Below are 19,840 nucleotides of genomic sequence, written 5' to 3'. Positions count from 1 at the left end.
CAAAAAGAAGGATACGCTATGAAAAAGATAAGACTGGCCCTGCTGGACATGAACAATAACCACGCAAACCAGGGAATGCGGAATATTACGGAGATTGCCCAAACCTTCAAACAAAACTCGGATGAGGACGTGGTAATTGAGGTTTTCGACGTGCGGTACAAAAATGAAATGCCGCGGGTAGAGGATTTTGATATCTTTATCTCCTCCGGCGGTCCCGGAGATCCGCACCGCCAGGGACATGCCTGGGAACAACCCTATGCGGATTTCCTTACCGAAGTGTGGGAATACAATAGAAACAGCGCAGACCGGAAATTCCTTTTCCTGATCTGCCACTCTTTCCAGCTTGCCGCCATTCATTTTAAGCTGGGCAATATCTGTAAGCGTAAATCCTATTCTTTCGGGGTTATGCCTATCCATAAAAATGATCATGGTGAAAAGGATTTCCTGCTGAAAGGACTGCCGGAACCTTTTTATGGAGTGGACAGCCGTGCCTATCAGTTTATAGAACCCAACCTCCGCAAAATGGAGGAACTGGATATGAAAATCGTCGCTCTGGAAAAAGTCAGGCCGCACATCCACCTGGAACGCGCCGTAATGGCCATCCGCTTTTCTGATGAGATTTTCGGAACGCAGTTTCATCCCGAAGCAAATCCTGAAGGTATGATTAAAAGTCTGGAAATTGCCAAAAACCGCGAGGCTATGATTGAAAATTACGGTATGGAAAAGTATTTGGAAACCGTGGACCGCATGAACGATCCCGATAAAATCCTGCTTACACAGACCCAGATCCTGCCCCGCTTTCTGGAACATGCGGCAAAGGAAATCATCCGCGACCTCACTACAGCGTAACTCTACTGAAAATGACCGGCTAAAGCCGGTTTTTTTTATTCTGAAAGCTAAAAATCCATATATTTAAGTACCAAAAACACAAAGGATGATCGCAAAATACAGAGAACAGTTCAACAGGGAATTCAATGCGGAAAAATACAATCAGGTTATAGAAAGTCTTACCGAAAAAGGCGGCATAGAACCTCCGTTCCGGGTTTCCGAGAGTCCCGTTTTCCTGACGGAAGAATTCCGGTCCAAACTGCAGTCGGCGTGCGACAGTATTATCACGCAGATTAAAAATATGTCTGAAGCCGAACTGAGCAAAGCTGTTCCTGAACAGTATCACGTACCTAACGATACCGCCCAGCCCCATTTTTTCACCATTGACTTTGGTATATGCCAAAATGAACAGGGCGAGGTGGAGCCACAGCTCATTGAACTTCAGGCCTTCCCTACTCTTTATGGTTTCCAGCGCGAACTGCAGAACACCCTCTGTGAAGTCTATCCATTCCTGAATGAATTAAAACCCGAAATGACCGATGAGGAATACTACAGCGAACTCAACAAACTGCTTATCGGCAATAAAAATCCTGAGAACGTAATCCTGCTGGAAATCCACCCGCAAGAGCAGAAAACCAGTATTGATTTCTACATCACCGAAAAAAAGCTGGGCATCAGGCCCGTTTGCCTTACCGAAGTAAAGAAAAAAGGCCGCGAACTGTACTACGAAAAAGACGGCCGGCTGATTCAGATTAAGCGCATTTATAACCGCGTGATCTTTGATGAACTGGACCGTATGGAAAATTTGGTTACTGAATTTGACTTCCGCGATGATGTTGATGTAAAATGGATTACCCACCCCAACTGGTTCTTTAAGATTTCCAAATTCCTCCTGCCAAAACTCAACCACAAATACGCACCCAAAAGCTACTTCCTGACTGATTTCCCCGACACCGAAAACCTTTCAGACTTTGTACTGAAACCGCTTTTTTCCTTTGCCGGTGCGGGTGTAAATTTAAATCCCACCGAGGAAATCCTTTCTGAAATCACCGACCCGGATAATTACATCCTGCAGCGAAAGGTAAATTACGCACCCCTGTTTAAAGATATCAATGGCGATTTAGCCAAAGCCGAAATCCGCCTGCTCTACATCTGGCACCAAGGCGAAGACCGCCCCCAACTTATGGAGCACCTGGTGCGCATGACCAAAGCCGATATGGTAAATGTAGACTTCAATAAAAAAGACGCCATCTGGATTGGCGCGAGCACTGCGTTTTTTGGGGAACCATAATCTTACTAAATCCTGCACAAAGGGAAACCTGATAACTCTACACCAGATGGAAGCATTAGAACGTTTTAACTTTAAACCTGGAACTCACTGCAGGCAGAAAGTCATCTTCATACAGTTTGAAAAGGATCCCGAACTCATAAAGCAGGTGAAATCTGTGGAAGGCACCCGGTGGAGCACACGTAAAAGAGTCTGGTATATAGCTGATACCCCAGAAAACCGACAGTTCTTTAATCTGGAACAGATCAGACAGACCAGCAAGGAAGCAGAAACAGAGCTTCAAAAGTTCAAAGCACATCTGTTTTCAAGGCGCTATAGTCCAAATACTGTTAAAACCTACACAGATGCCTTACGTTCTTTTTTGCTGTTCAATAATGAAAAAGAAGTTTCTACGATCACCAATGATGATTTCATCCACTATAATACCCATTATATACTGAAGAACAACCTGTCTTCTTCTTATCAGAATCAAATCGTGAACGCTATAAAATTATACTTTAAAACCGTACAGGAAAAAAATCTAGACATAGAAAAAGTTCATAGGCCGCGGAGGGAAAAGAACCTGCCCAATGTGCTGAGCAAAGAAGAAGTGAAAGCCATTCTGGAAGCACATAACAACATAAAACACAAAGCGATGTTGTCCCTGATATACAGTTGCGGTCTTCGGCGAAGTGAACTCCTTAGTTTAAGACTGACAGATATTGATTCCAAAAGAAATATTGTAATTATAAAGCAGTCGAAAGGAAAAAAAGACCGGATAACACCATTATCTCCGAAAATCCTTCCCCTCCTTCGAGCCTATTATATAGATTACAAACCAAAAGTTTGGCTTTTTGAAGGAAAGCAGCCGCGAAGCATGTACTCTGAACAGAGTTTACAGCATGTGTTAAAACAGGCATTGGCAAAAGCTTATATTAAGAAACCGGTCACTTTGCACTGGCTGCGCCACAGCTATGCTACGCATTTGCTGGAGAGCGGTACAGACTTAAGATATATACAGGAATTATTGGGACATAACAGCAGCAGGACCACTTAAACCTAGCATCCTCGGTTCATGAAAACCTTTTAAAAAAATGCGATTTTTGAATAAATTTACACGCATGTAAGTACCAAAAGTTTGCAGCAGATTATAAGTCCATTTGATGAATTGTGAACAAATTGTACTATATTTGAGAAACAGATAAGTATCACATTTGTGATACATATCCCCGCAAAATTGTTTGAATATGTATCATAACGTGATACATATAAGTAAGTTATAGCCAATTTTGAAACCAGCCACTTAATTAAATAGAGAAATGATTTATAAATACTATATTTGCATCGGACGGGTAGCTCAGAAGGAAGAGCGTACAAGTCAACCTTGTAAGGTCCCTGGTTCGAGTCCAGGTCCGTTAATGCGATTTAGTAAATTTCATTAACGGACCTTTTTTTATGGACTTTAAAACATCCCTGCTCATTTATAGAGCACAAACAATTAACGAAAGGAAAATTTGGAAATCAAAGATAAGATTAGTTAAAAGCCTCACTCCGATAATTAGGCAACTAACGAATGTTGATTTCCAGAATATAGATCATTTTAAAACCCAAGAAAATCTATTGATTACTTGGTATAACTCCTCTATTTCTCCATTGTTAGCTATCAAGACTACTTCTACGGATCCAATTGTTATTAGCAATATAGACAATCAAATAACTGACTTTAAAATTCAATATTTAGAAAAAAAGGAGTTATTGAATTCACAATACAAAAATGACAAAATCCAACAGTTAGAAACTTTTTCTAAATATTTACTTTTAACATATTGTACATGGTCTGAAGCGTCATTTATTAAGCTTAAACACACACCACACGGTCTTGCTCTAAATGACAGGTTCCAAAATTATGGAAGGAATATTGAGACCAAATGGAAGACATTAATAGATAAAATCATAGATAGAATCCCGAATATTTATTCTGGTGATATATCTCAAATGAAATCAGAACTACAACAAATTTCAGAAGATTATATTGTGAACAACAGTTATATCAGAAATAAAATTGCTCATGGTCAGTGGGATGAAGCATTAAACTCTGATAATGATGATATCAATATTGTTTCAAGCCAAGATATGTCATTTGTTGATGTAGTGAAAATTGATTCTACTTTTGAAATCCACCATTTGTTCTTGGAGATATTAGAAAATATTAGTGAGTCAAACGTCCCAGAAGATTTAATCATTAAGAAAAACAACTCTTATTTAATTCTTAAACAAAAGTTAGACGACTTAATTAATTTAAGACAGAGCTGGGACATTAAGAGTCGAGCTACATTTTTGCAACAAAGAACTTTTGACACTAGAAATTTAATTATAGCGGATAAAATGCATTCAAAAGGAATCAGTAAGGAAATAATTTTAGAGATAACTGGAGTAAATAAATAAAAACTGGCTATAACAGGCGTTTGGCTCAATGGCGGGTGAAGTGGTTAATTGAACATTCTACCTCGCATCAAATTTTGTGGTGTATTGACAGTTTTGTGCTCCAAAATCCGCCCGAACGCAAAGCCCGAAACCGTTAGCAGATATTTTAGGACAGACTCCGAATGACACATCAAACAATACAAAAATAAGAAATGACAATAGGCGTAAATCAGACAGTATCACCAATAAAATTTTGTTTTCTAATTGAGCCTAACTCTGAAAGTAAATTTGAACGAGCGGTTAAAATTGCGTTTTCGTATTGGGGCGGAATTTTCAGCCCAATTTTACCGCTTTATAAAGAATTACCTGACGAATTTAAAAATGAATATGATATTGAGTATGACGCTTTAAATTACAATAAAAACACAATAGACAATTTTGACCCTGATATTATTCTATACGACAATTCTTTGGAGGTAGAATATATTAAGACATTAATTGGAGACAGGACTTTACTAACAATTGAAGAATTTCTTGCTGACACTGAAAAAGGGAATATTAAATACGGAATAAGTATTCCTGAACTAATTTCCAACATAATTGAAACAGAGTTTAAATTTGTTAGAAATGACAATTTAAAACTTTCGCTTCCCAACACACAAAATTCAGGATTATTCTTGAAATCGTTTATAGGTTGCTTTATAGATAGCTTTCAAACAGAAATAAGTAATCAATTAAAATCGTATCCATACTTTGAACAGCCCGAAATAACTTATGAAATCATTACTGACCATTTTTCAAATGAAAATATAAGTACTTTAGACATCAATATGCAAGAAATCAAGTCGTTTCCCGAAAGGCATTGGTTTAAAGGCGAAGGTTTATATTTTCTCAATGAGGCAAGGCTAAACGACATTATTAACTATTGGAATTTGAGAGCACTTGGCTGGAGTATTATTCCAATACCTCTAAGTCAAATTGACAACGCATATTTTGGTGGTTTTATAGAACGATTTAGTAAATTTCAATTAGAGAAATCAGAAAATCTATCAATTGCAATTATTGGTTTTCAAATCAGCGCAACAACGACACCTGAACAAAAGCAACAAATTGAGCAAAAGCTTCAAGCAATAAAAGAAAAAGTTGGTGATAAACTGAGTTTTGCATTTCAAGGTTGGTTTCCGAGATATTGGGCTGAAGAAAGGTCTGTATTAGAAGCAGACAAAGTGTTATGCGGAAAAACACAAATTAGCTCTGCATATTACCAAGTTGAAGTCCAAGAAAATCGAGTAAAGTTCAAAACCGAAAGTTTGCCATTCAAACTTAAATACAATTACAACCTCACAGCATCTCATAAAGTTAATCTTACTTTCAATTACTTTGACGAGTATTTGAACGATGCTGGACTGATATACGGAATAGAAACTATTGACTGGGTAAGATTAACCCATTCTTTCGGTCGGGATAAATGGCGATTATCTAAAACAGGTTTAAGTCACTACGTTAGACGAGAAGATGATGAGGTGTATTTTTATATTCCAAAAGCTAAAGATTTTTTCAAAGTATATTTTTCTAAAAGTGGAAACAAATTAATCGAAACGTCAAATGGTCGCTTAGCGAATGAAGTATTAAAAAATATTGGTGGCATAAGAGGTTCATACTTTTTACAAAACAAATCTTCACTTAACATACTTGGGTTGATTGAAGACGGAAAAACAGTACATCACCAACAATTAGTTGGAGAAATAAAGAAAAGTTTGAAAACTAAAAATAATGGACAAACCAACGCTTATATTAAAAGAATAATTGAGAACAAGATAATTGAATTTGGCTCAATTCTCCAATGTGAAGTTTGTCATCAACACGCTTTTTATCTTCCATCTGAACTAAAAGAAGCTATGACCTGTGCTATTTGTAGGAATAATTTTATTCTGCCAATGCACCAACCGACCGACATAAAATGGGCGTATCGTGGAATTGGACCTTTTAGTAAGAATAACAAAGTTGGCGGTGTAATAACTGTGTTTTTAACTCTTAAACTGTTTAATGAAGAATTTGCCGACACTTCAGGTAATATATCTGCACTAATCGGTTTTGAGCTTGTTAAGGATAAGAAAACAAAAGAGGTTGACCTTGCTGTTATGCTTCAAGAAAAACACAAAGACAGTATTCCACCTGACTTGGTTTTTTGTGAATGTAAAACCTACAAAAACTTTACATCTGATGACGCAGACAGAATGATTGAATTAGGAACAGAATTTCCTAATTCAATTTTAACCTTTGCAACACTAAATGACGAATTAACAGAAAATGAAAAAACAGAAATTTTAAGAGTTGTAAATAGTTTTAGGAATGGCTATGGACACCGACCAACAAATCCAGTTCTTATTCTAACAGCAAAAGAATTATTGCCTAATGATTTCTGGAGACATTTTTCCGAATACGAAAACGATGCTAAACCTTATCATAAATACAACGACTGGATTGGAAATTTATGTGAGTTTACAGTAAAGAAACATTTGAACGTAAAGACTTGGGGTGAAATACAAAGTGAATTATGGCAAGCGGAAATGAAGAAACGAAATGAAGCAATGAAAGACAAACAAACGACCGAATAAAAAACATCTGCTAACAGCACCTACCCAAAAGTGGCGGGTCAGTGGTTAAATCAAGCTTTGTGCTACTATCAAAGTTTCTGCATGGTTAACAGTGAAAGCTTCAAAATCGACATCTTCGGGTAGCTGCAAACCGTTAGCGGGCATTGTAAAGAACGACACCACCAAGAAAAAAATCAAAAAATGAGGGTAGAAACTCACAATATAAACGAAACAAAGATTGCCGAAGTAATTTCGGACGAAACTATAATTAGTACAACCGATGACGGATTAGACCTATTAGGAAATATATACTATCAAGGCTTTGACAGAGTTGTAATGAATGAAAAAAATATTACTCCAGACTTTTTTGAACTAAAAAACGGAATGGCAGGAGAAATTCTTCAAAAGTTTTCAACCTATCGAGTTCGCTTGGCTATAATCGGCGATTTCTCTAATTACACAAGCAAAAGTTTAACTGACTTCATTTATGAAAGCAATAAAGGCAAACATATCAACTTTGTTAATTCAACGACTGAAGCATTAAAAATACTTTCTTCCTAATGAATTCTAATAGTATAAAGATGACTCCAACTATTAAAGACCAAATGGTTGAAATACCGAACGGAAAAATTGAATTACGTGATGACAGAACAAAAGAGAAATGGACTGTAGAAATTGAATCCTTTTTGCTTTGCAAGTTTCCGGTAACGCAAGACTTATATTTTGAAATAACCAATGAAAACCCAAGTACTTTTAAAGGAGATTTACTTCCTGTCGAAACGGTGACATTTAAAGACGCAGTAAATTTTTGTAATGAACTTTCGGTTCAAAATGACTTAACACCCTGCTATTTAGTCCAAGAAGAAAACGAAGAAATAACCTTTGAAAAATCAGCGAATGGTTTTCGTTTGCCAACTGAAGCAGAATGGGAATATGCTTGTAAAGCTGGGACAACAGAAATAAGGTATGGAGAATTGGAAATGATTGCTTGGTATAAAGATAACTCGGAGAACAAAACTCATAAGGTTGGACTAATGAAGCCAAATGCTTGGGGTCTTTATGATATGTTGGGAAACGTGTGGGAATGGTGTTCAGACCTTTATGACACAGAAATTTATGGTTCTTACCGTATTTTTCGTGGTGGTGGTTTTTGTGACGTAGAAAGGAGTGTAATGGCAACGACACGCAGAAGAAGTCATCCATTAAAATTTAAAATTGACGACCTTGGATTTAGAATTGCGAAAAATAAATAGAGAAGAACAACGACCCGCTAACAGCAGCTACCCAAAATTGGCGGTTCAGTGGTTAAATAAAGCTTTATGCAATTATAAAGTTTCTTCTTTTTGGACAGTGAAGTATCCCTAAATCGCCACCTTCGGTTAGCTGCTAACCGATTTGCAACCAAGCTAAACAATGTCATTAGAAGGAAGAGATTTTAATCCAGATGAAAAGTAAAAAAATACTGCTCAATATTTTAATTCTTTTAAGTCCAATCTTAATATTTTCTATTTTTGGAGTAATTGGATCAAAAAATAGAAAAAAATTTTACGAAGCAGAAATAAACTCAAGTATTCTTGACAGTAATAATTGGCAAAAAAGAACAACTGAATACTTTTTAAAAGACAAAATTCAAATTAATATTTCAGTCTTAGATTCTGTTAAAATTAAAGTTGGTGATTCAATTTCAAAACCTGCTAAAGATTGGAATTACAAAATCTATCGAAAAGGGAGTGACAAAAGATATCACTTTTACAAAAACTATAAAATGGATAATTAAAATGGCTGCACATAACATGCTATTTCTATTAGCGGGTTTGAAGTACTTCATCAAGATTTTGTAAGCTCTCCGATGTCGCGGATTTGCAACCCGCCTTCATTGATACCTCAAAAGTTAGCAGTAATTCTATGAAAGTAACCTGCATTAAATGCGTAATTATAACTATTTTCCTTTTCACACTTTTCTCCTGTGAAAAAAGTGAAAATTTCGAATTTCTTAGATATGAAACTGGTGGATTTGGTTCACCAAGTTATACTTTTACACTTAAAAAGGACAGATCATTTGAAATGGAGATTCAACACAACCCTTTTAATGAAACAATTGACAGTTCTAAAGTTGGAAAATTCTATGGTAAAATTGCCGAAGACGAAATGTTACAGATTAAGAAATCACTCTACAAAGTAACCCGAAGCGGATACGACTATAATAATCCTGAATTCATTTTAGATGCCGGAATTCATGAATTGTATATCAAAACCGCAAATTCAGAAAAAGTTTTTCAAACCCATCATGCAACCGAAGACTTTAAAGTGGATATTATTGAACCTTTCCATAAAATTGCTGAAAAGCAAGTCAAATTTAAAATCGAATAAAAACACTAATAACTAACCTTCAGCTTCGCTCCCTCGGCTCCTTTGCTGCAGGTGTTCCTCTAACCTAATTCGGTCCGATGTCGCGGATTTGCAATCCGTGACCTTTCCTAAACATCGTACTAGTCCTATCCCATAAAAACAACAAAAACATCTAATGGCCTGCCTAAATCTGAATAATTTCTCGCACTGCTAAAATAATAATGCTCAGCCTCAGAAACAATCTTTTCCTTAACAGGATTTTGATGGATGTAATGTATTTTCTCTCTAATCCATCGGTTTGAAAATACTTCCTCAGCATGATAACCATCTTGCCAAACCTTAAAATTCTGTTCACGCGAAAGATGGGCATGCTTCTTTAAAATATTCCAACATCCACGCTCTTCCGCTTTCGGGTTCAGATTGAACCGTTTCAATAATTTTCTTAGAGGTGAACTTTTTAAAATCTCTCATTATTTCAGAAAGCAAATATTTTCCGTCGGCTCTGCAAAATAAATGTAGATGATTCGACATTAAGCAATATGCAAAAATTGACAGTCCTTCTTCAGCTTGACAATACCTTAAAGAATCAATGATGATCATCTTTTGGGACAACCTTGTGAAAACATCAACCCAGCCTTCTGTAGTGATCGTAATGAAATAAGCAGCATCGATATCGGTCGCTTTGTATTTTGATGACATCAGTTTTTTTTTTAAAGATAATGACAATTGGGGAACGGATTGCAAATCCGCGCCATCGGGATTTTATCGGAGTCCTCCTGCGTTGCCTTTCTGAATTTTATTTCTGATATCATTAATTATAATTCTAAACCTCACTTCTGATCCTACTCAAAGTTTCCTGAGAAATGCCAAGATAAGAAGCTATCATCCCCAGCGGCGCACGCAAAAGTATATCAGAATTATCTTCTAAAAGCTGAATATATTTTTCCTTTGCCGTCATATATTGCAAGGAATTGATGCGCCTTTCCATATTCGTCATCAGAAGTCCCAAAACACGGCGGCTGAAATTGGCTATGGTGAGCGAAGTTTCGCAGAGTTCTTCCATTTTCGAGTACCGGAAAAAGACAATCTCACTGTCTTCTATGGCTTCAATGGAATGCCGTGCCGGAATTTTCTCAAAAATGGTGTCTTTATTCGCGAGGATGCTGTTTTCGGGGTAAAAATTAGTGGTGATGTCTTTTCCTTTTTCAAAATAAAACGAGCGCAGAAGCCCTTTTTCTACAAAATACACCTTCCGGTTTAAAGTGTGTTGATCGCTGATAACGGTTCCTTTTTTAACAGATATTTTTTCGGTCTGGGTGTTCAGAAAACTGCGGATATCATCGTCGATGGTGATGTAGGTGGCAAGCATTTCGGGAAAAGTCATCAGGATTCAATTTGTACAAAAATAAAGATAATGCCCCAAAAAATGAGGCATTATTCACAAACTGAACATTAAAAATAAACTATTAAAAATCAATCTTTTGTAGCCAAGTGAAAAGTTCGTCATACACTTTTTCACGCACCGGTTTTTTGGAAAGCACCAAATCATGAATGCCGCCTTTAACGGGAATTATCGTCACATTTCCCTTTAAATTTTCAGCATTTTTATGAATATCCTTCACGTTCAGGATGATATCGGTGGAAGTCACTTCCTCATTCCAGACTTTTGGATAGCCCGATTTTTCAGAATGCATCACCAATACCGGAACCTTGAGTTCTGCGTTGCGGATGTCTTTCTGTGCACGGTGAATAGCGCGGATAAATCCGAAATTCACTTTCCAATTCGCATTGGGTTTCAGTTTTAAATTATAATTCCATTCGCCCTTAAAATCTTTATGGAGACTTTCGCCGTAAAAAGGAGAAAATCCACCGCCAATTTTCGTGTCAGGATAATGTTTTCCCAAACTACTGATGATGGGAACCCCAATTTTTTGTGCCAGAAACCCCATATTGAAATCATAAAACGGACTGTTAACCCAAAGTCCGGCAATGTTAGGGTTTTCAGTGTGATATTTCAAATAACGTGTCGTGATCAGCCCGCCGGTTGAATGCCCTGCCAGCAGAATTTTGTTATGATGTTCTGCAGCAATAATTTTTAAAGCTTCATCGATTTCGGCATTGTATTCGTCCAGGTTTCTGACATTATTAAAAGTTTGATGGGGCAAATACGAACGCCCGTATTTTCTTAAGTCCAAAGCATAAAAGTCAAACCCTTTTTCATTGAATTTTTCAGCCATTTCCGCCTGAAAAAAATAATCGTTAAACCCATGAATATACAACACAGCTTTATGGGTAGGACTTTCCGATTTTTTGCGGATGACTGTTGCGGTAACCTTCCCTTCGTAATCGTTTGGAAAATTCAATGTTTTCTGCTCAAAACCGTTTCCCAAAATATCCGGCGAATATGCCTGCGAGTACAAAAACCCCGAAAGTAAAATCAGCAGAAGTAAAAAGTTCTTTTTCATTGTCCAGTTGTTTGTTAACGCAAAGTTCCGGCTTCTTTCCAAATTTGGCTTTGACATTTATCAAAAAACGTCCGGGAAATTGCTTCCCGGACGAACAAACAAACTATAAAGAAATGAAAACTTTATATTTCTTGCGGTGTTGAGCCGTTTTCGTTGAGATTGTTTTCTGATTCTGTAATTTCATCAAAATCATCGCTTTCATCATCTTCTGAAAGCTGGTACTTTTTATAAAGTGAATTGATTTTAATTTTAAGCGCAACCCAGCCTAATACAAAATACACTAACGCCAGGATCAAAAGATGGATGAAATATTTTTGGGTTAAATAATCTGAACCACGTTCCACAACCATGATTTTCAATGCCTCGAGATAAGGGGTCAAAGGAATAATGGAATTGAAATACTGCACAAACTGAGGCATCGCCGATGTTGGCCACGTAAATCCACTTACAATGAACGCCGGAGAAGCAATCACCATCAGATATTGTGTCGCCTTCAGCGCATCAGGAACCAAAATACTGAACAGCACGCCCAAATTGGTTGATGCCACCACGAAAATTGCGGTCAGCAGGAAAAAGTTGGACACATTCACCGGTGACGGAATTTTAAAATAAAGACTGCACAGGTAGAAAAACAGGATGTTGAAATTGGCGAAAATCCACACCGGAAGGCATTTAATAGCCATCACCAAAACCGCATATTTGTGTTTACCGGCAAAATCACGTTTAAAACTGTCGCGCTTGAATTCCTCAGCAAAAGTCACTGCCATTGCCATCAAAATGACCTGCTGCAGTACCACCGCCATCATCGCGGGCCACATAAAAATCAGGTAATTACTCGTGGTGTTGAACAGCGTGATGTAATTGGCTTTAAACGGTTCGTACTGGCTTTTCGCAATTTCTGCATTCATGCCTTTTTTCTGCAGCGCCTTGATCTCTGCACCTGCCGAAAATGTTCCCAGGATCTGCTGTATCGCTTTCGTAGCAAAATTCGCGGTGAGGACATTGGATGTGTTGACGTAAACCGTAATTTCCGGATATTTTTTCTGAAGCATCTGTGCCTCAAACCGCTCCGGAATGATTACAACGGCGGCCGCTTCGGTTTTGATGACCTCGTCTTTCAGGGGAGCCGGTTCATCAATATAATTCAGGACTTTTATGGTATGGTTGTCCTCAAACATTTGGGTTACCTGGTCGGAAAGCGGCGTTTTATCGTGGTTGATGAGGATCACCGGAATGTTTTCAACCTTCCCTATTTTATACGTGAAACCGATGAGCAATGCGTAGAATGCCGGTGCCATAAAAAACACCGAAAGCATGGTTTTATTGGTAAAAAAGAGCCGGAATTCTCTTTTCAGTAAATATCTTAACTGTTTCATTTTTAATAGAATAGTAATTCCGTCACTTATTTTAAAACCACATTGGAGTTCACCAGAATAGTACCCAACTGGGCCCGATTATCCGGAATTACTTTAATCTCATAAACCGCATCTTCAGGATTATAATCCGGAAAAGCCGTCGTGATATCGGCGTATTTTGCCAGTTGTTTGATGGAAACAATGCGCCCCGTAATTTCTTTTTGGTTGTAATTCACTACCATTTTTACGGTTTTCCCTTTTTCATAAGCTGAAATTTTACTTTCCGGAACGGTGAACCTGAAATAAGTCGTGTCCGGAATATAGCCTGAAAAAAGCGCAAAACCGGCGGTAGCGAGTTCGCCCTTGTTCAAGGAAACTGTTTCGATTTCCATATCGTTTGTAGCGATCACATATCTTTCAGAATAAGCCACATTCGCTTCCTGCAGAGCACCCATCGCCTGATTAGCCTGTCCTTCCGCCATTTCTATTTTTTCGTAACGTGTACCAATCTGAACGTCGTGCAGTTCGGCATTTGCCGCATCCAACTGTGCTTTAGCGCCCTGATATTTCGCAAAGGCTTCATCATAATTCTGTGGCGAAAGCAGGCTGTCCCGGTACATATTCCTAGCCCTGTTGTAGGCTTTCTGCGCATACTGGTACTGCTCCTGAAGCCCTTTCTTTTTGGCTCTCAACTGTCGCATCTGGTCGGTGGTCGCACCGTTTCTTGCCATTTGAGCCTGTGCTTTGGCTGCGGAAGTTGCACCCTTTGCCTGTGCGATTTTTGCAGAAACTTCAGGTACATCCAGTTTTGCAAGCGTATCACCGGCTTTTACGGTTTGCCCTTCTTCCACATAAATTTCCAGGATTCGGCCGGTTACTTTTGGTGAAAAAGTGACGAGTTCTTTTCTGGTTTTACCTTCAATGGCACGTTCTGCGGGCTTGTCGCTGCAATTGACCAAAGTTAACAGGGTAAGGACAGAAAGTATTTTTGATGTCGATTTCATTTCGTTTGTTTGTTTTTTAATTTTTTTAAATAATTAAAGATTTTCAGGATTAAGGTTTTGTGTAGATTTCATCAGTTCAATGGCGGAAACTCTCTGATTGAAAATCGCGGTCTGCAGTTCCAGTTCGGCATTCTGTAAATCTGTTTCTGCTTCGATAAGTACCGCGGAGGTTTTGGTGCCGTATCTGAATTCCTTTTCCACCTGTTCCAAACCTTTTGCTGCAATCTGTCTTGCCTTTTCTTTCAGTTTAATTTGTGCGTTCGCGATGTTGTAATTGGTTTGGTTGTTGGCGAGGTTTAAGTTCAATTTTTTAATCGCGTCTTTCTGTTTGCTCTCCAGAATTTCCTTATCTATCTTGGCTTTCTCAATGGCATGTTTGCCTTCATTACCGTCGAAAACCTCCCATTTAAAGCCAATTCCTGCGGTAAACATGGGAAATACGTTTATGGCACCAGGATGCAAATCGAGTTTTTTTCCCGTACCGGGAAAAATTTCATCCGAGGTTGAAATTCGGTTGTTGTAAAGCCCAAAATACGAGAGCGAAGTCTGCGCCTGCACTTTCGGAACCCACCATCTCTCTTCGGCTTTAATTTTAAAATCTGTCGCGTTAATACCATGCTGAAGCGCTTTCAACTCTGCCCTGTTTTCAACGGTTTCGTTCAGAACATCGTAGTTTATCGGCTGAAGGTCGTGTTCAATCAGGGCAATACGCTCCCTTTCAATTCCTGTCAACAGATGGATCTGGGTGATCAGAAGATCCTTCTTACCTTCATATTCAATCATTTTCGAATCCAAAGTGGCCTGTGCAAGTTCGATTTTTTTGTGGTCGTAAGGCGTAATCAAACCGTAACCCAAGGCTTTGTCAGCAGTTTTTTTATTGATTTCCAAACGTTTTTTAGACTGATCCAGAACTTTTTTGGATTCGTAAACCAGCGACAACTGGTCGTATGCTTTGGAAATTTCAGTAATGACGTCGTCCTTGGTTTTCTGCATCATCACTTCTTCCGAAAGATTTTTCTCGCGGTTGGCTTCCTTCAGATATTTCACCTTTCCGCCTGAATAAATCACCATACTGGCTTCGGCCTTTGCAGAGGCGGAAAGACCGGAAATATTGAGATTATTGCTCAACTGTCCTTCAGGTACCACTGCTCCCGGAAAAACCGGAGGCACCGCCGGAACTTTAATTTCCGGTGAACTGATATGCGCCGAAGTGTACATATAACCTGTTTTGCCGGTAATCTCCACTTTTGGGAGAAACACATCGTTCAGCTTTTCGTCGTCGAGTTTCGTGAATTTGTTTTCTAAAACCTGCTGGTTGAGCGTTTCATTATTCTGCAGCGCACTGCTGATGAGTTCCTGCAGGGTAGGTGCCTGCTGCGCATAAAGCGTAAGCGGCAACGAAAAAGCTGCGCCAATAAGGAATCTGTGTATAGTTTTCATTTTCTGTTTGTTTGTAAAATTGAACGTGCAAATTTCGGCCGCTGCAAAATAGATTCCTTTGACAAATGTCAAAAAAAACCGGAACCCCAAATGTTCCGGTTTGTGTATTAAAATTTAAAATCATGAAATTGTTTTGGGTTAAACATTTCCGATTTTTGAAGCCAGGCATCAATGATTTCAAATGCCTTTTTTTCATCTTCGAGGCTTACCATTATTTTCAAAGTTTTTGCCGTCGGCGTCGTGGTGAAGGTCATATATTTGTTTTCAACCGTGTTTGCAATACCGGCATCGGCTAGTTTAGGTTTCACCGGCTGAATCTCCTGCTGTACTTCACTTTCAAATAATGGAACTTTGGTTTTGCTGGTTTAATTACCAGCGTTTCGTTGGGCTTGAAAAGCCAATAATGAATTGGAAAATCATGGGACCGAAATAAATAAATAAAAACGCTGAGATAAACGCCTGTTGGAGGGAACCTTCGGGAGCCTTTTTTCAGCATTATGGGTTTATCGAAAAAAATTTTAAAAATACTGAAGAAACTTCCAGAATGGTCTCTTTTTTGTAAGCCAGCTGTAGCCTTTTTAAATTGATCTTTACAAAGTTTTGCGAGTAGTGAAGCAACCAAAAATTAAGTTTGTTATTTTTTGCAGTATGGGATATCACCTGCAACGATAACAGCTGTTTTTCGATGGAAATTTATTCTTATCTCAAAAATAATTACTTCAAATTTTAATACTTCTCAAGACTTAAATCTGTCTTTTAGAATCATTGATTAGGTCATCAAACATTTGAAATTAATCAAAAAAAATAATGAACACATTTAAATTTTTAACCGTAGCAGCACTAACCTTCATTTTTGTTTCTTGCAGCGACAGTAAATCAACCGTTGAAAGTGCAAATAAAGAGCAGACAAAAACAGAGACACAGCAGAATAATGATTTTTCTTCAGGAATCTACACGGCAACATTGCCTTGCGCAGATTGTATGGGAATCGAAACCTATATTACCTTTCAAAAAGACAACAAAGCGGTTAAAAGTACATCGTATTTAGACAGCGACGGTACTTCTGAAAACGAGTATGGTACCTGGACAAAGAATGATGACATTATTGAAGTATCCATCTCAAATTCGCCGAAGGAATATTATCTGGTAAAACCCGACAAAACCTTGGTAAGATTGGATGCTGACAAGAAAGAAGTAAGCGGAGAATTAGCCAAAAATTATATTTTTAAAGAAGTAAATGCTTATACGCCCGCTCAATTGAACGGTACCTATAACACCAACGCCAGTGGGAAAGGATACAACCAAATTCTGGAATTGAAATCTGAAAATGACAGTATTTATTCAGTGAAAATTTCATTTACTGGCGCTGTGAAAGGGTGTACTTTTGAAGGCAAAGGAAAATTAGTGAATAATCAGATTGATGTTGATTTAAAAACCATCAATAAAGATTTAAAAGGTACGATGACGATTTTATTTAAGGATAAAACAGCGGAAGTATTTACTTCGAAATTTGAAGATAGATTGGCATTAAATTACTTTTGTGGCGGCGGTGCAAGTTTAGCCGGAGATTATTATAAAAAATAATATTAAGGGTTTTATCAGTAGCTGATCGATAAAAAACTTCGGTTGATCGCTGGTAGTCCAATAATGAAATTGTTGTTGAATGGAAGGTTATTTAGCATTATAGATTTTACCATAAAATTTTTTAAAAAAATTGAAGAGACTTGTTGAAAGGTCTCTTTTTTTGTACGTCGTTTTTAGCCGTTATTTTAATTAACTTTCTAGAGTAATTTTAAGCTGCCCAAGGAATCGTCTGAACTACTTTCTGCTGAACAAATTGTAGGTGGCCAGAACAAATGATGTTGATTTACGGTGATCCACATTAACGTTGTTTAACATCTTTTGTATTTTTAGTTTGATAGGGAAAACTTATTTTTGTTAGAAAGAGTTGAAGAAACTCTCAATAACATTAAAAATTTTAAATTATGGAAAAGTTTGCAATATTAGCAAGAGTAGAAGCAAAACCGGGTAAAGAGAATGACGTATTGGAATTCCTAAAGTCTGCCTTACCGCTTGCCGAAGGTGAGCCAGGAACCGTAAGATGGTATGCTTTACAAATTGGCCCTTCTACTTTTGGTATATTCGATACGTTCGCAACTACAGATGCAAGAGATGCTCACTTGAATGGTGAGATTGCAAAGGCTTTAATGGCCAATGCTTCTGAATTACTTGCTAAAGAACCTGTACTTGAAATGGTAGATCTATTAGCAGTAAAGTAAGCAATCGAACACAAATTTTTAATACAGTTAAATGGAGCCAGGAATTCCCCCGGCTCCATTTTTTTATATCATTTTGTGAAAGGTTGAGTCTTTGCTATGTTTACAAGATTTATCTTGATTTTTCAAATAAAATTTCAATTTAGCATAAAAAGAAGAATCTGTCTCACAACTGAGGCAGATTCATGATTTGAGGTTAAACTTTTCTGCTTACACTTCATTTTTATCTTTTAATGAATTTCTTAATATAGTCCTGACCTTCGTGCCTCACCTTGATGTGGTAAACACCCTTCTGAAAATAGGAAACATCCAGCTTTCCTTCCACAGTGTTTCCCGTCAGTATCAGTCGGCCCGCCGAATCCCAAACAGTAAAATCTATGGGGTCACGTTCGGAATTAAAATACAGGTAATCCAGCGTGGGAACAGGATAAATTCCAAAGTGAAACTCCTCCGGAGTAGTAGGAGGCTGGGCCGGGCCTGTGCCGGGTTGCCCCGGTGTTCCAGGGGTTCCAGGGGTTCCGGGTGAGGTAGGAAGACCTCCGCCAAGTTTCACGATTCGCCAGTAATCAAACCAGCCGCCGGATCCGTCCCAGCCGTGTGCAAAGGTCATATTAAGTCCTGCAGATTTGACGAAGATTCTGCCCGCGGTTCCGATCGAATGCCACGTGGCACCTCCATCGGTACTGTACTTGGACCCTTGTACACTGCCTGGATTAAAAGGTCCCCCCGTCGCAATCAGGATATCCGTATTAGGTATTTTTTCTAAATAAGTCTGTCTTCCGAAACCAGGATTGCCCACATATTGCTCAGTCGCAAAACCATCGGAAGTTTTATAGAGTTTGCCATCATTATAGTCTGAATAAATTGCAGAGTTATTGCCGGTAATCTGAAAATAACCTAAACTTTTTGTACCATACTCGTAATGGGCAGAATCATAAAGGGTTTGGGTAACAGTCCAGGTGGCTCCTTTGTCATTTGTCTTTATAATCTCTCCATCACTGGAGCCAAACCAGAAGGAATCATTATGATTATCATGGATATACCTTGGTATCTGGTTGGGCTTGGACGCCGTAAGCAGTATTCCTCCTTTGGCTATCCACGTTGCCCCACCATCACTGGTCCGGAAAATTTCAATTTTTTTAGCTCCCATGGGGGACATATCCGGCAAACATACCACTACACCCGTAAGTGCGTCCCAAAAATGAATCATATCCACCACCGTATCAAAGTTTTTTATCAGGTTCCATGTCATACCCCCGTCCTTAGTTTTAAACAGACGCCCATGCCCAATATTGGCCTGATATTTTGTTCCTAAAAATGCCACATTTTCCGAAACTGCCTGAAAGTCTGTAACAGAAAAGCTGTTGTCGGTTACCTGAAACACAAGTGGTACAACTTGCCAGGAACTTCCGGCGTCAACACTTTTCGTAAAAGCTACCCGGCCATTATCCAACCAACTGTTAGCCCAGATAACATGGTCATTTGCGATGCTAAATTGAATTGTATTGCTGCTAGGTCCAGTGGGATAAACAGGTTGCATCTGTTGCCAGTGGAACTGACCCAATGCAGGGTGAAGTAAGCAGGTAATGAAAAAAGAAGAAAGTAGTTTTTTTATCATAATGCTGTATTTGAGTTATTATCAAATATATGCAAATTATCAGATTTACTAATCAACTTATCAAATAAAATAAATTTTTAATGCAGACTGTATAATTCTTTTTTTTTAAGTGCATCATTTTGTCCGCGAAAAAAAGAATTGTCTATGTTGTGAGAAGAAATACCGGTTATGACAAATCCTTACTATTATATCAGACAAATTCATCCTGTTTAGTCAC

At 38.2% G+C, this 19,840-nt stretch carries 18 protein-coding genes, 1 tRNA gene and 1 pseudogene; 12 read left to right on the top strand and 8 right to left on the bottom strand.

Annotation, left to right across the window (positions count from 1 at the left end; genetic code table 11):
• The first annotated feature begins 18 nt into the window (after window positions 1–18).
• From F7R58_RS03585 to F7R58_RS03535, 10 genes are all read left to right on the top strand, one after another.
• A complete protein-coding gene (locus tag F7R58_RS03585) occupies window positions 19–849 on the top strand; it encodes a type 1 glutamine amidotransferase (protein ID WP_158063582.1) in 831 nt (276 codons plus the stop codon).
• Between the two features lie 85 nt (window positions 850–934).
• The gene (locus F7R58_RS03580) at window positions 935–2,119 is read left to right on the top strand and encodes a hypothetical protein (RefSeq protein ID WP_158063581.1); all 1,185 of its coding nucleotides are present in this window, start codon (window positions 935–937) and stop codon (window positions 2,117–2,119) included.
• 46 nt (window positions 2,120–2,165) lie between these two features.
• Window positions 2,166–3,152: a tyrosine-type recombinase/integrase gene (locus F7R58_RS03575; protein WP_229723839.1), complete on the top strand. Its 987-nt coding sequence runs from the start codon at window positions 2,166–2,168 to the stop codon at window positions 3,150–3,152.
• A 288-nt stretch (window positions 3,153–3,440) separates the two neighbouring features.
• A tRNA-Leu gene (locus F7R58_RS03570) sits at window positions 3,441–3,514 on the top strand.
• A gap of 36 nt (window positions 3,515–3,550) precedes the next feature.
• Window positions 3,551–4,540 carry a hypothetical protein gene (locus F7R58_RS03565; RefSeq protein ID WP_158063580.1) on the top strand — a complete coding sequence of 330 codons (990 nt, stop codon included), beginning with the start codon at window positions 3,551–3,553 and terminating at the stop codon, window positions 4,538–4,540.
• 191 nt (window positions 4,541–4,731) lie between these two features.
• The gene (locus F7R58_RS03560) at window positions 4,732–7,137 is read left to right on the top strand and encodes a hypothetical protein (RefSeq protein WP_158063579.1); all 2,406 of its coding nucleotides are present in this window, start codon (window positions 4,732–4,734) and stop codon (window positions 7,135–7,137) included.
• A 180-nt stretch (window positions 7,138–7,317) separates the two neighbouring features.
• A complete protein-coding gene (locus tag F7R58_RS03555) occupies window positions 7,318–7,677 on the top strand; it encodes a DUF4180 domain-containing protein (RefSeq protein WP_158063578.1) in 360 nt (119 codons plus the stop codon).
• A gap of 20 nt (window positions 7,678–7,697) precedes the next feature.
• Window positions 7,698–8,369: a formylglycine-generating enzyme family protein gene (locus tag F7R58_RS03550; RefSeq protein WP_229723838.1), complete on the top strand. Its 672-nt coding sequence runs from the start codon at window positions 7,698–7,700 to the stop codon at window positions 8,367–8,369.
• A gap of 191 nt (window positions 8,370–8,560) precedes the next feature.
• Entirely contained in the window at window positions 8,561–8,893 is a 333-nt protein-coding gene (locus tag F7R58_RS03540) for a hypothetical protein (RefSeq protein ID WP_158063576.1), read from the top strand.
• Between the two features lie 128 nt (window positions 8,894–9,021).
• The gene (locus F7R58_RS03535) at window positions 9,022–9,486 is read left to right on the top strand and encodes a hypothetical protein (RefSeq protein ID WP_158063575.1); all 465 of its coding nucleotides are present in this window, start codon (window positions 9,022–9,024) and stop codon (window positions 9,484–9,486) included.
• A gap of 125 nt (window positions 9,487–9,611) precedes the next feature.
• Here the strand turns inward: F7R58_RS03535 and F7R58_RS13120 are convergent.
• The 7 genes and pseudogenes from F7R58_RS13120 to F7R58_RS03500 form a co-directional block, all read right to left on the bottom strand.
• A pseudogene (locus tag F7R58_RS13120) lies at window positions 9,612–10,164 on the bottom strand (REP-associated tyrosine transposase).
• Between the two features lie 124 nt (window positions 10,165–10,288).
• The gene (locus F7R58_RS03525) at window positions 10,289–10,849 is read right to left on the bottom strand and encodes a Crp/Fnr family transcriptional regulator (protein ID WP_158063574.1); all 561 of its coding nucleotides are present in this window, start codon (window positions 10,847–10,849) and stop codon (window positions 10,289–10,291) included.
• A gap of 82 nt (window positions 10,850–10,931) precedes the next feature.
• Window positions 10,932–11,930, bottom strand: coding sequence for an alpha/beta hydrolase (locus F7R58_RS03520; RefSeq protein ID WP_158063573.1), 999 nt, complete (start codon window positions 11,928–11,930; stop codon window positions 10,932–10,934).
• 122 nt (window positions 11,931–12,052) lie between these two features.
• Window positions 12,053–13,306, bottom strand: coding sequence for an ABC transporter permease (locus tag F7R58_RS03515; protein ID WP_158063572.1), 1,254 nt, complete (start codon window positions 13,304–13,306; stop codon window positions 12,053–12,055).
• Window positions 13,307–13,332: 26 nt separating this feature from the next.
• Entirely contained in the window at window positions 13,333–14,289 is a 957-nt protein-coding gene (locus F7R58_RS03510) for an HlyD family secretion protein (RefSeq protein WP_158063571.1), read from the bottom strand.
• A gap of 33 nt (window positions 14,290–14,322) precedes the next feature.
• The gene (locus tag F7R58_RS03505; RefSeq protein WP_158063570.1) at window positions 14,323–15,729 is read right to left on the bottom strand and encodes a TolC family protein; all 1,407 of its coding nucleotides are present in this window, start codon (window positions 15,727–15,729) and stop codon (window positions 14,323–14,325) included.
• Between the two features lie 107 nt (window positions 15,730–15,836).
• Window positions 15,837–16,037, bottom strand: coding sequence for a DUF2007 domain-containing protein (locus tag F7R58_RS03500; RefSeq protein WP_229723837.1), 201 nt, complete (start codon window positions 16,035–16,037; stop codon window positions 15,837–15,839).
• A 499-nt stretch (window positions 16,038–16,536) separates the two neighbouring features.
• Here F7R58_RS03500 and F7R58_RS03495 point away from each other — a divergent pair, with 499 nt between their 5' ends.
• Together F7R58_RS03495 and F7R58_RS03490 are read left to right on the top strand one after the other, a co-directional pair.
• Window positions 16,537–17,313 (top strand): copper resistance protein NlpE, encoded by a 777-nt coding sequence (locus tag F7R58_RS03495; RefSeq protein ID WP_158063568.1) that lies wholly within the window; start codon window positions 16,537–16,539, stop codon window positions 17,311–17,313.
• Between the two features lie 401 nt (window positions 17,314–17,714).
• Window positions 17,715–18,008 carry a putative quinol monooxygenase gene (locus F7R58_RS03490; RefSeq protein WP_158063567.1) on the top strand — a complete coding sequence of 98 codons (294 nt, stop codon included), beginning with the start codon at window positions 17,715–17,717 and terminating at the stop codon, window positions 18,006–18,008.
• Window positions 18,009–18,228: 220 nt separating this feature from the next.
• Here the strand turns inward: F7R58_RS03490 and F7R58_RS03485 are convergent, their stop codons facing one another.
• Entirely contained in the window at window positions 18,229–19,623 is a 1,395-nt protein-coding gene (locus F7R58_RS03485; protein WP_158063566.1) for a T9SS type A sorting domain-containing protein, read from the bottom strand.
• Between the last annotated feature and the right edge of the window lie 217 nt (window positions 19,624–19,840).

The organism is Chryseobacterium sp. (genome assembly GCF_008831505.1).
Lineage (GTDB): Bacteria > Bacteroidota > Bacteroidia > Flavobacteriales > Weeksellaceae > Marnyiella.
This window is presented reverse-complemented; position numbering and strand designations above follow the sequence as displayed.

Excerpts from the sequence above, each read along its gene's own strand:
- F7R58_RS03585 (WP_158063582.1), top strand. The coding sequence starts at position 19 with ATGAAAAAGATAAGACTGGCCCTGCTGGACATGAACAATAACCACGCA.
- F7R58_RS03580 (WP_158063581.1), top strand. The coding sequence starts at position 935 with ATGATCGCAAAATACAGAGAACAGTTCAACAGGGAATTCAATGCGGAA.
- F7R58_RS03575 (WP_229723839.1), top strand. The coding sequence starts at position 2,166 with ATGGAAGCATTAGAACGTTTTAACTTTAAACCTGGAACTCACTGCAGG.
- F7R58_RS03565 (WP_158063580.1), top strand. The coding sequence starts at position 3,551 with ATGGACTTTAAAACATCCCTGCTCATTTATAGAGCACAAACAATTAAC.
- F7R58_RS03560 (WP_158063579.1), top strand. The coding sequence starts at position 4,732 with ATGACAATAGGCGTAAATCAGACAGTATCACCAATAAAATTTTGTTTT.
- F7R58_RS03555 (WP_158063578.1), top strand. The coding sequence starts at position 7,318 with ATGAGGGTAGAAACTCACAATATAAACGAAACAAAGATTGCCGAAGTA.
- F7R58_RS03550 (WP_229723838.1), top strand. The coding sequence starts at position 7,698 with ATGACTCCAACTATTAAAGACCAAATGGTTGAAATACCGAACGGAAAA.
- F7R58_RS03540 (WP_158063576.1), top strand. The coding sequence starts at position 8,561 with ATGAAAAGTAAAAAAATACTGCTCAATATTTTAATTCTTTTAAGTCCA.
- F7R58_RS03535 (WP_158063575.1), top strand. The coding sequence starts at position 9,022 with ATGAAAGTAACCTGCATTAAATGCGTAATTATAACTATTTTCCTTTTC.
- F7R58_RS03525 (WP_158063574.1), bottom strand. The coding sequence starts at position 10,849 with ATGACTTTTCCCGAAATGCTTGCCACCTACATCACCATCGACGATGAT.
- F7R58_RS03520 (WP_158063573.1), bottom strand. The coding sequence starts at position 11,930 with ATGAAAAAGAACTTTTTACTTCTGCTGATTTTACTTTCGGGGTTTTTG.
- F7R58_RS03515 (WP_158063572.1), bottom strand. The coding sequence starts at position 13,306 with ATGAAACAGTTAAGATATTTACTGAAAAGAGAATTCCGGCTCTTTTTT.
- F7R58_RS03510 (WP_158063571.1), bottom strand. The coding sequence starts at position 14,289 with ATGAAATCGACATCAAAAATACTTTCTGTCCTTACCCTGTTAACTTTG.
- F7R58_RS03505 (WP_158063570.1), bottom strand. The coding sequence starts at position 15,729 with ATGAAAACTATACACAGATTCCTTATTGGCGCAGCTTTTTCGTTGCCG.
- F7R58_RS03495 (WP_158063568.1), top strand. The coding sequence starts at position 16,537 with ATGAACACATTTAAATTTTTAACCGTAGCAGCACTAACCTTCATTTTT.
- F7R58_RS03490 (WP_158063567.1), top strand. The coding sequence starts at position 17,715 with ATGGAAAAGTTTGCAATATTAGCAAGAGTAGAAGCAAAACCGGGTAAA.
- F7R58_RS03485 (WP_158063566.1), bottom strand. The coding sequence starts at position 19,623 with ATGATAAAAAAACTACTTTCTTCTTTTTTCATTACCTGCTTACTTCAC.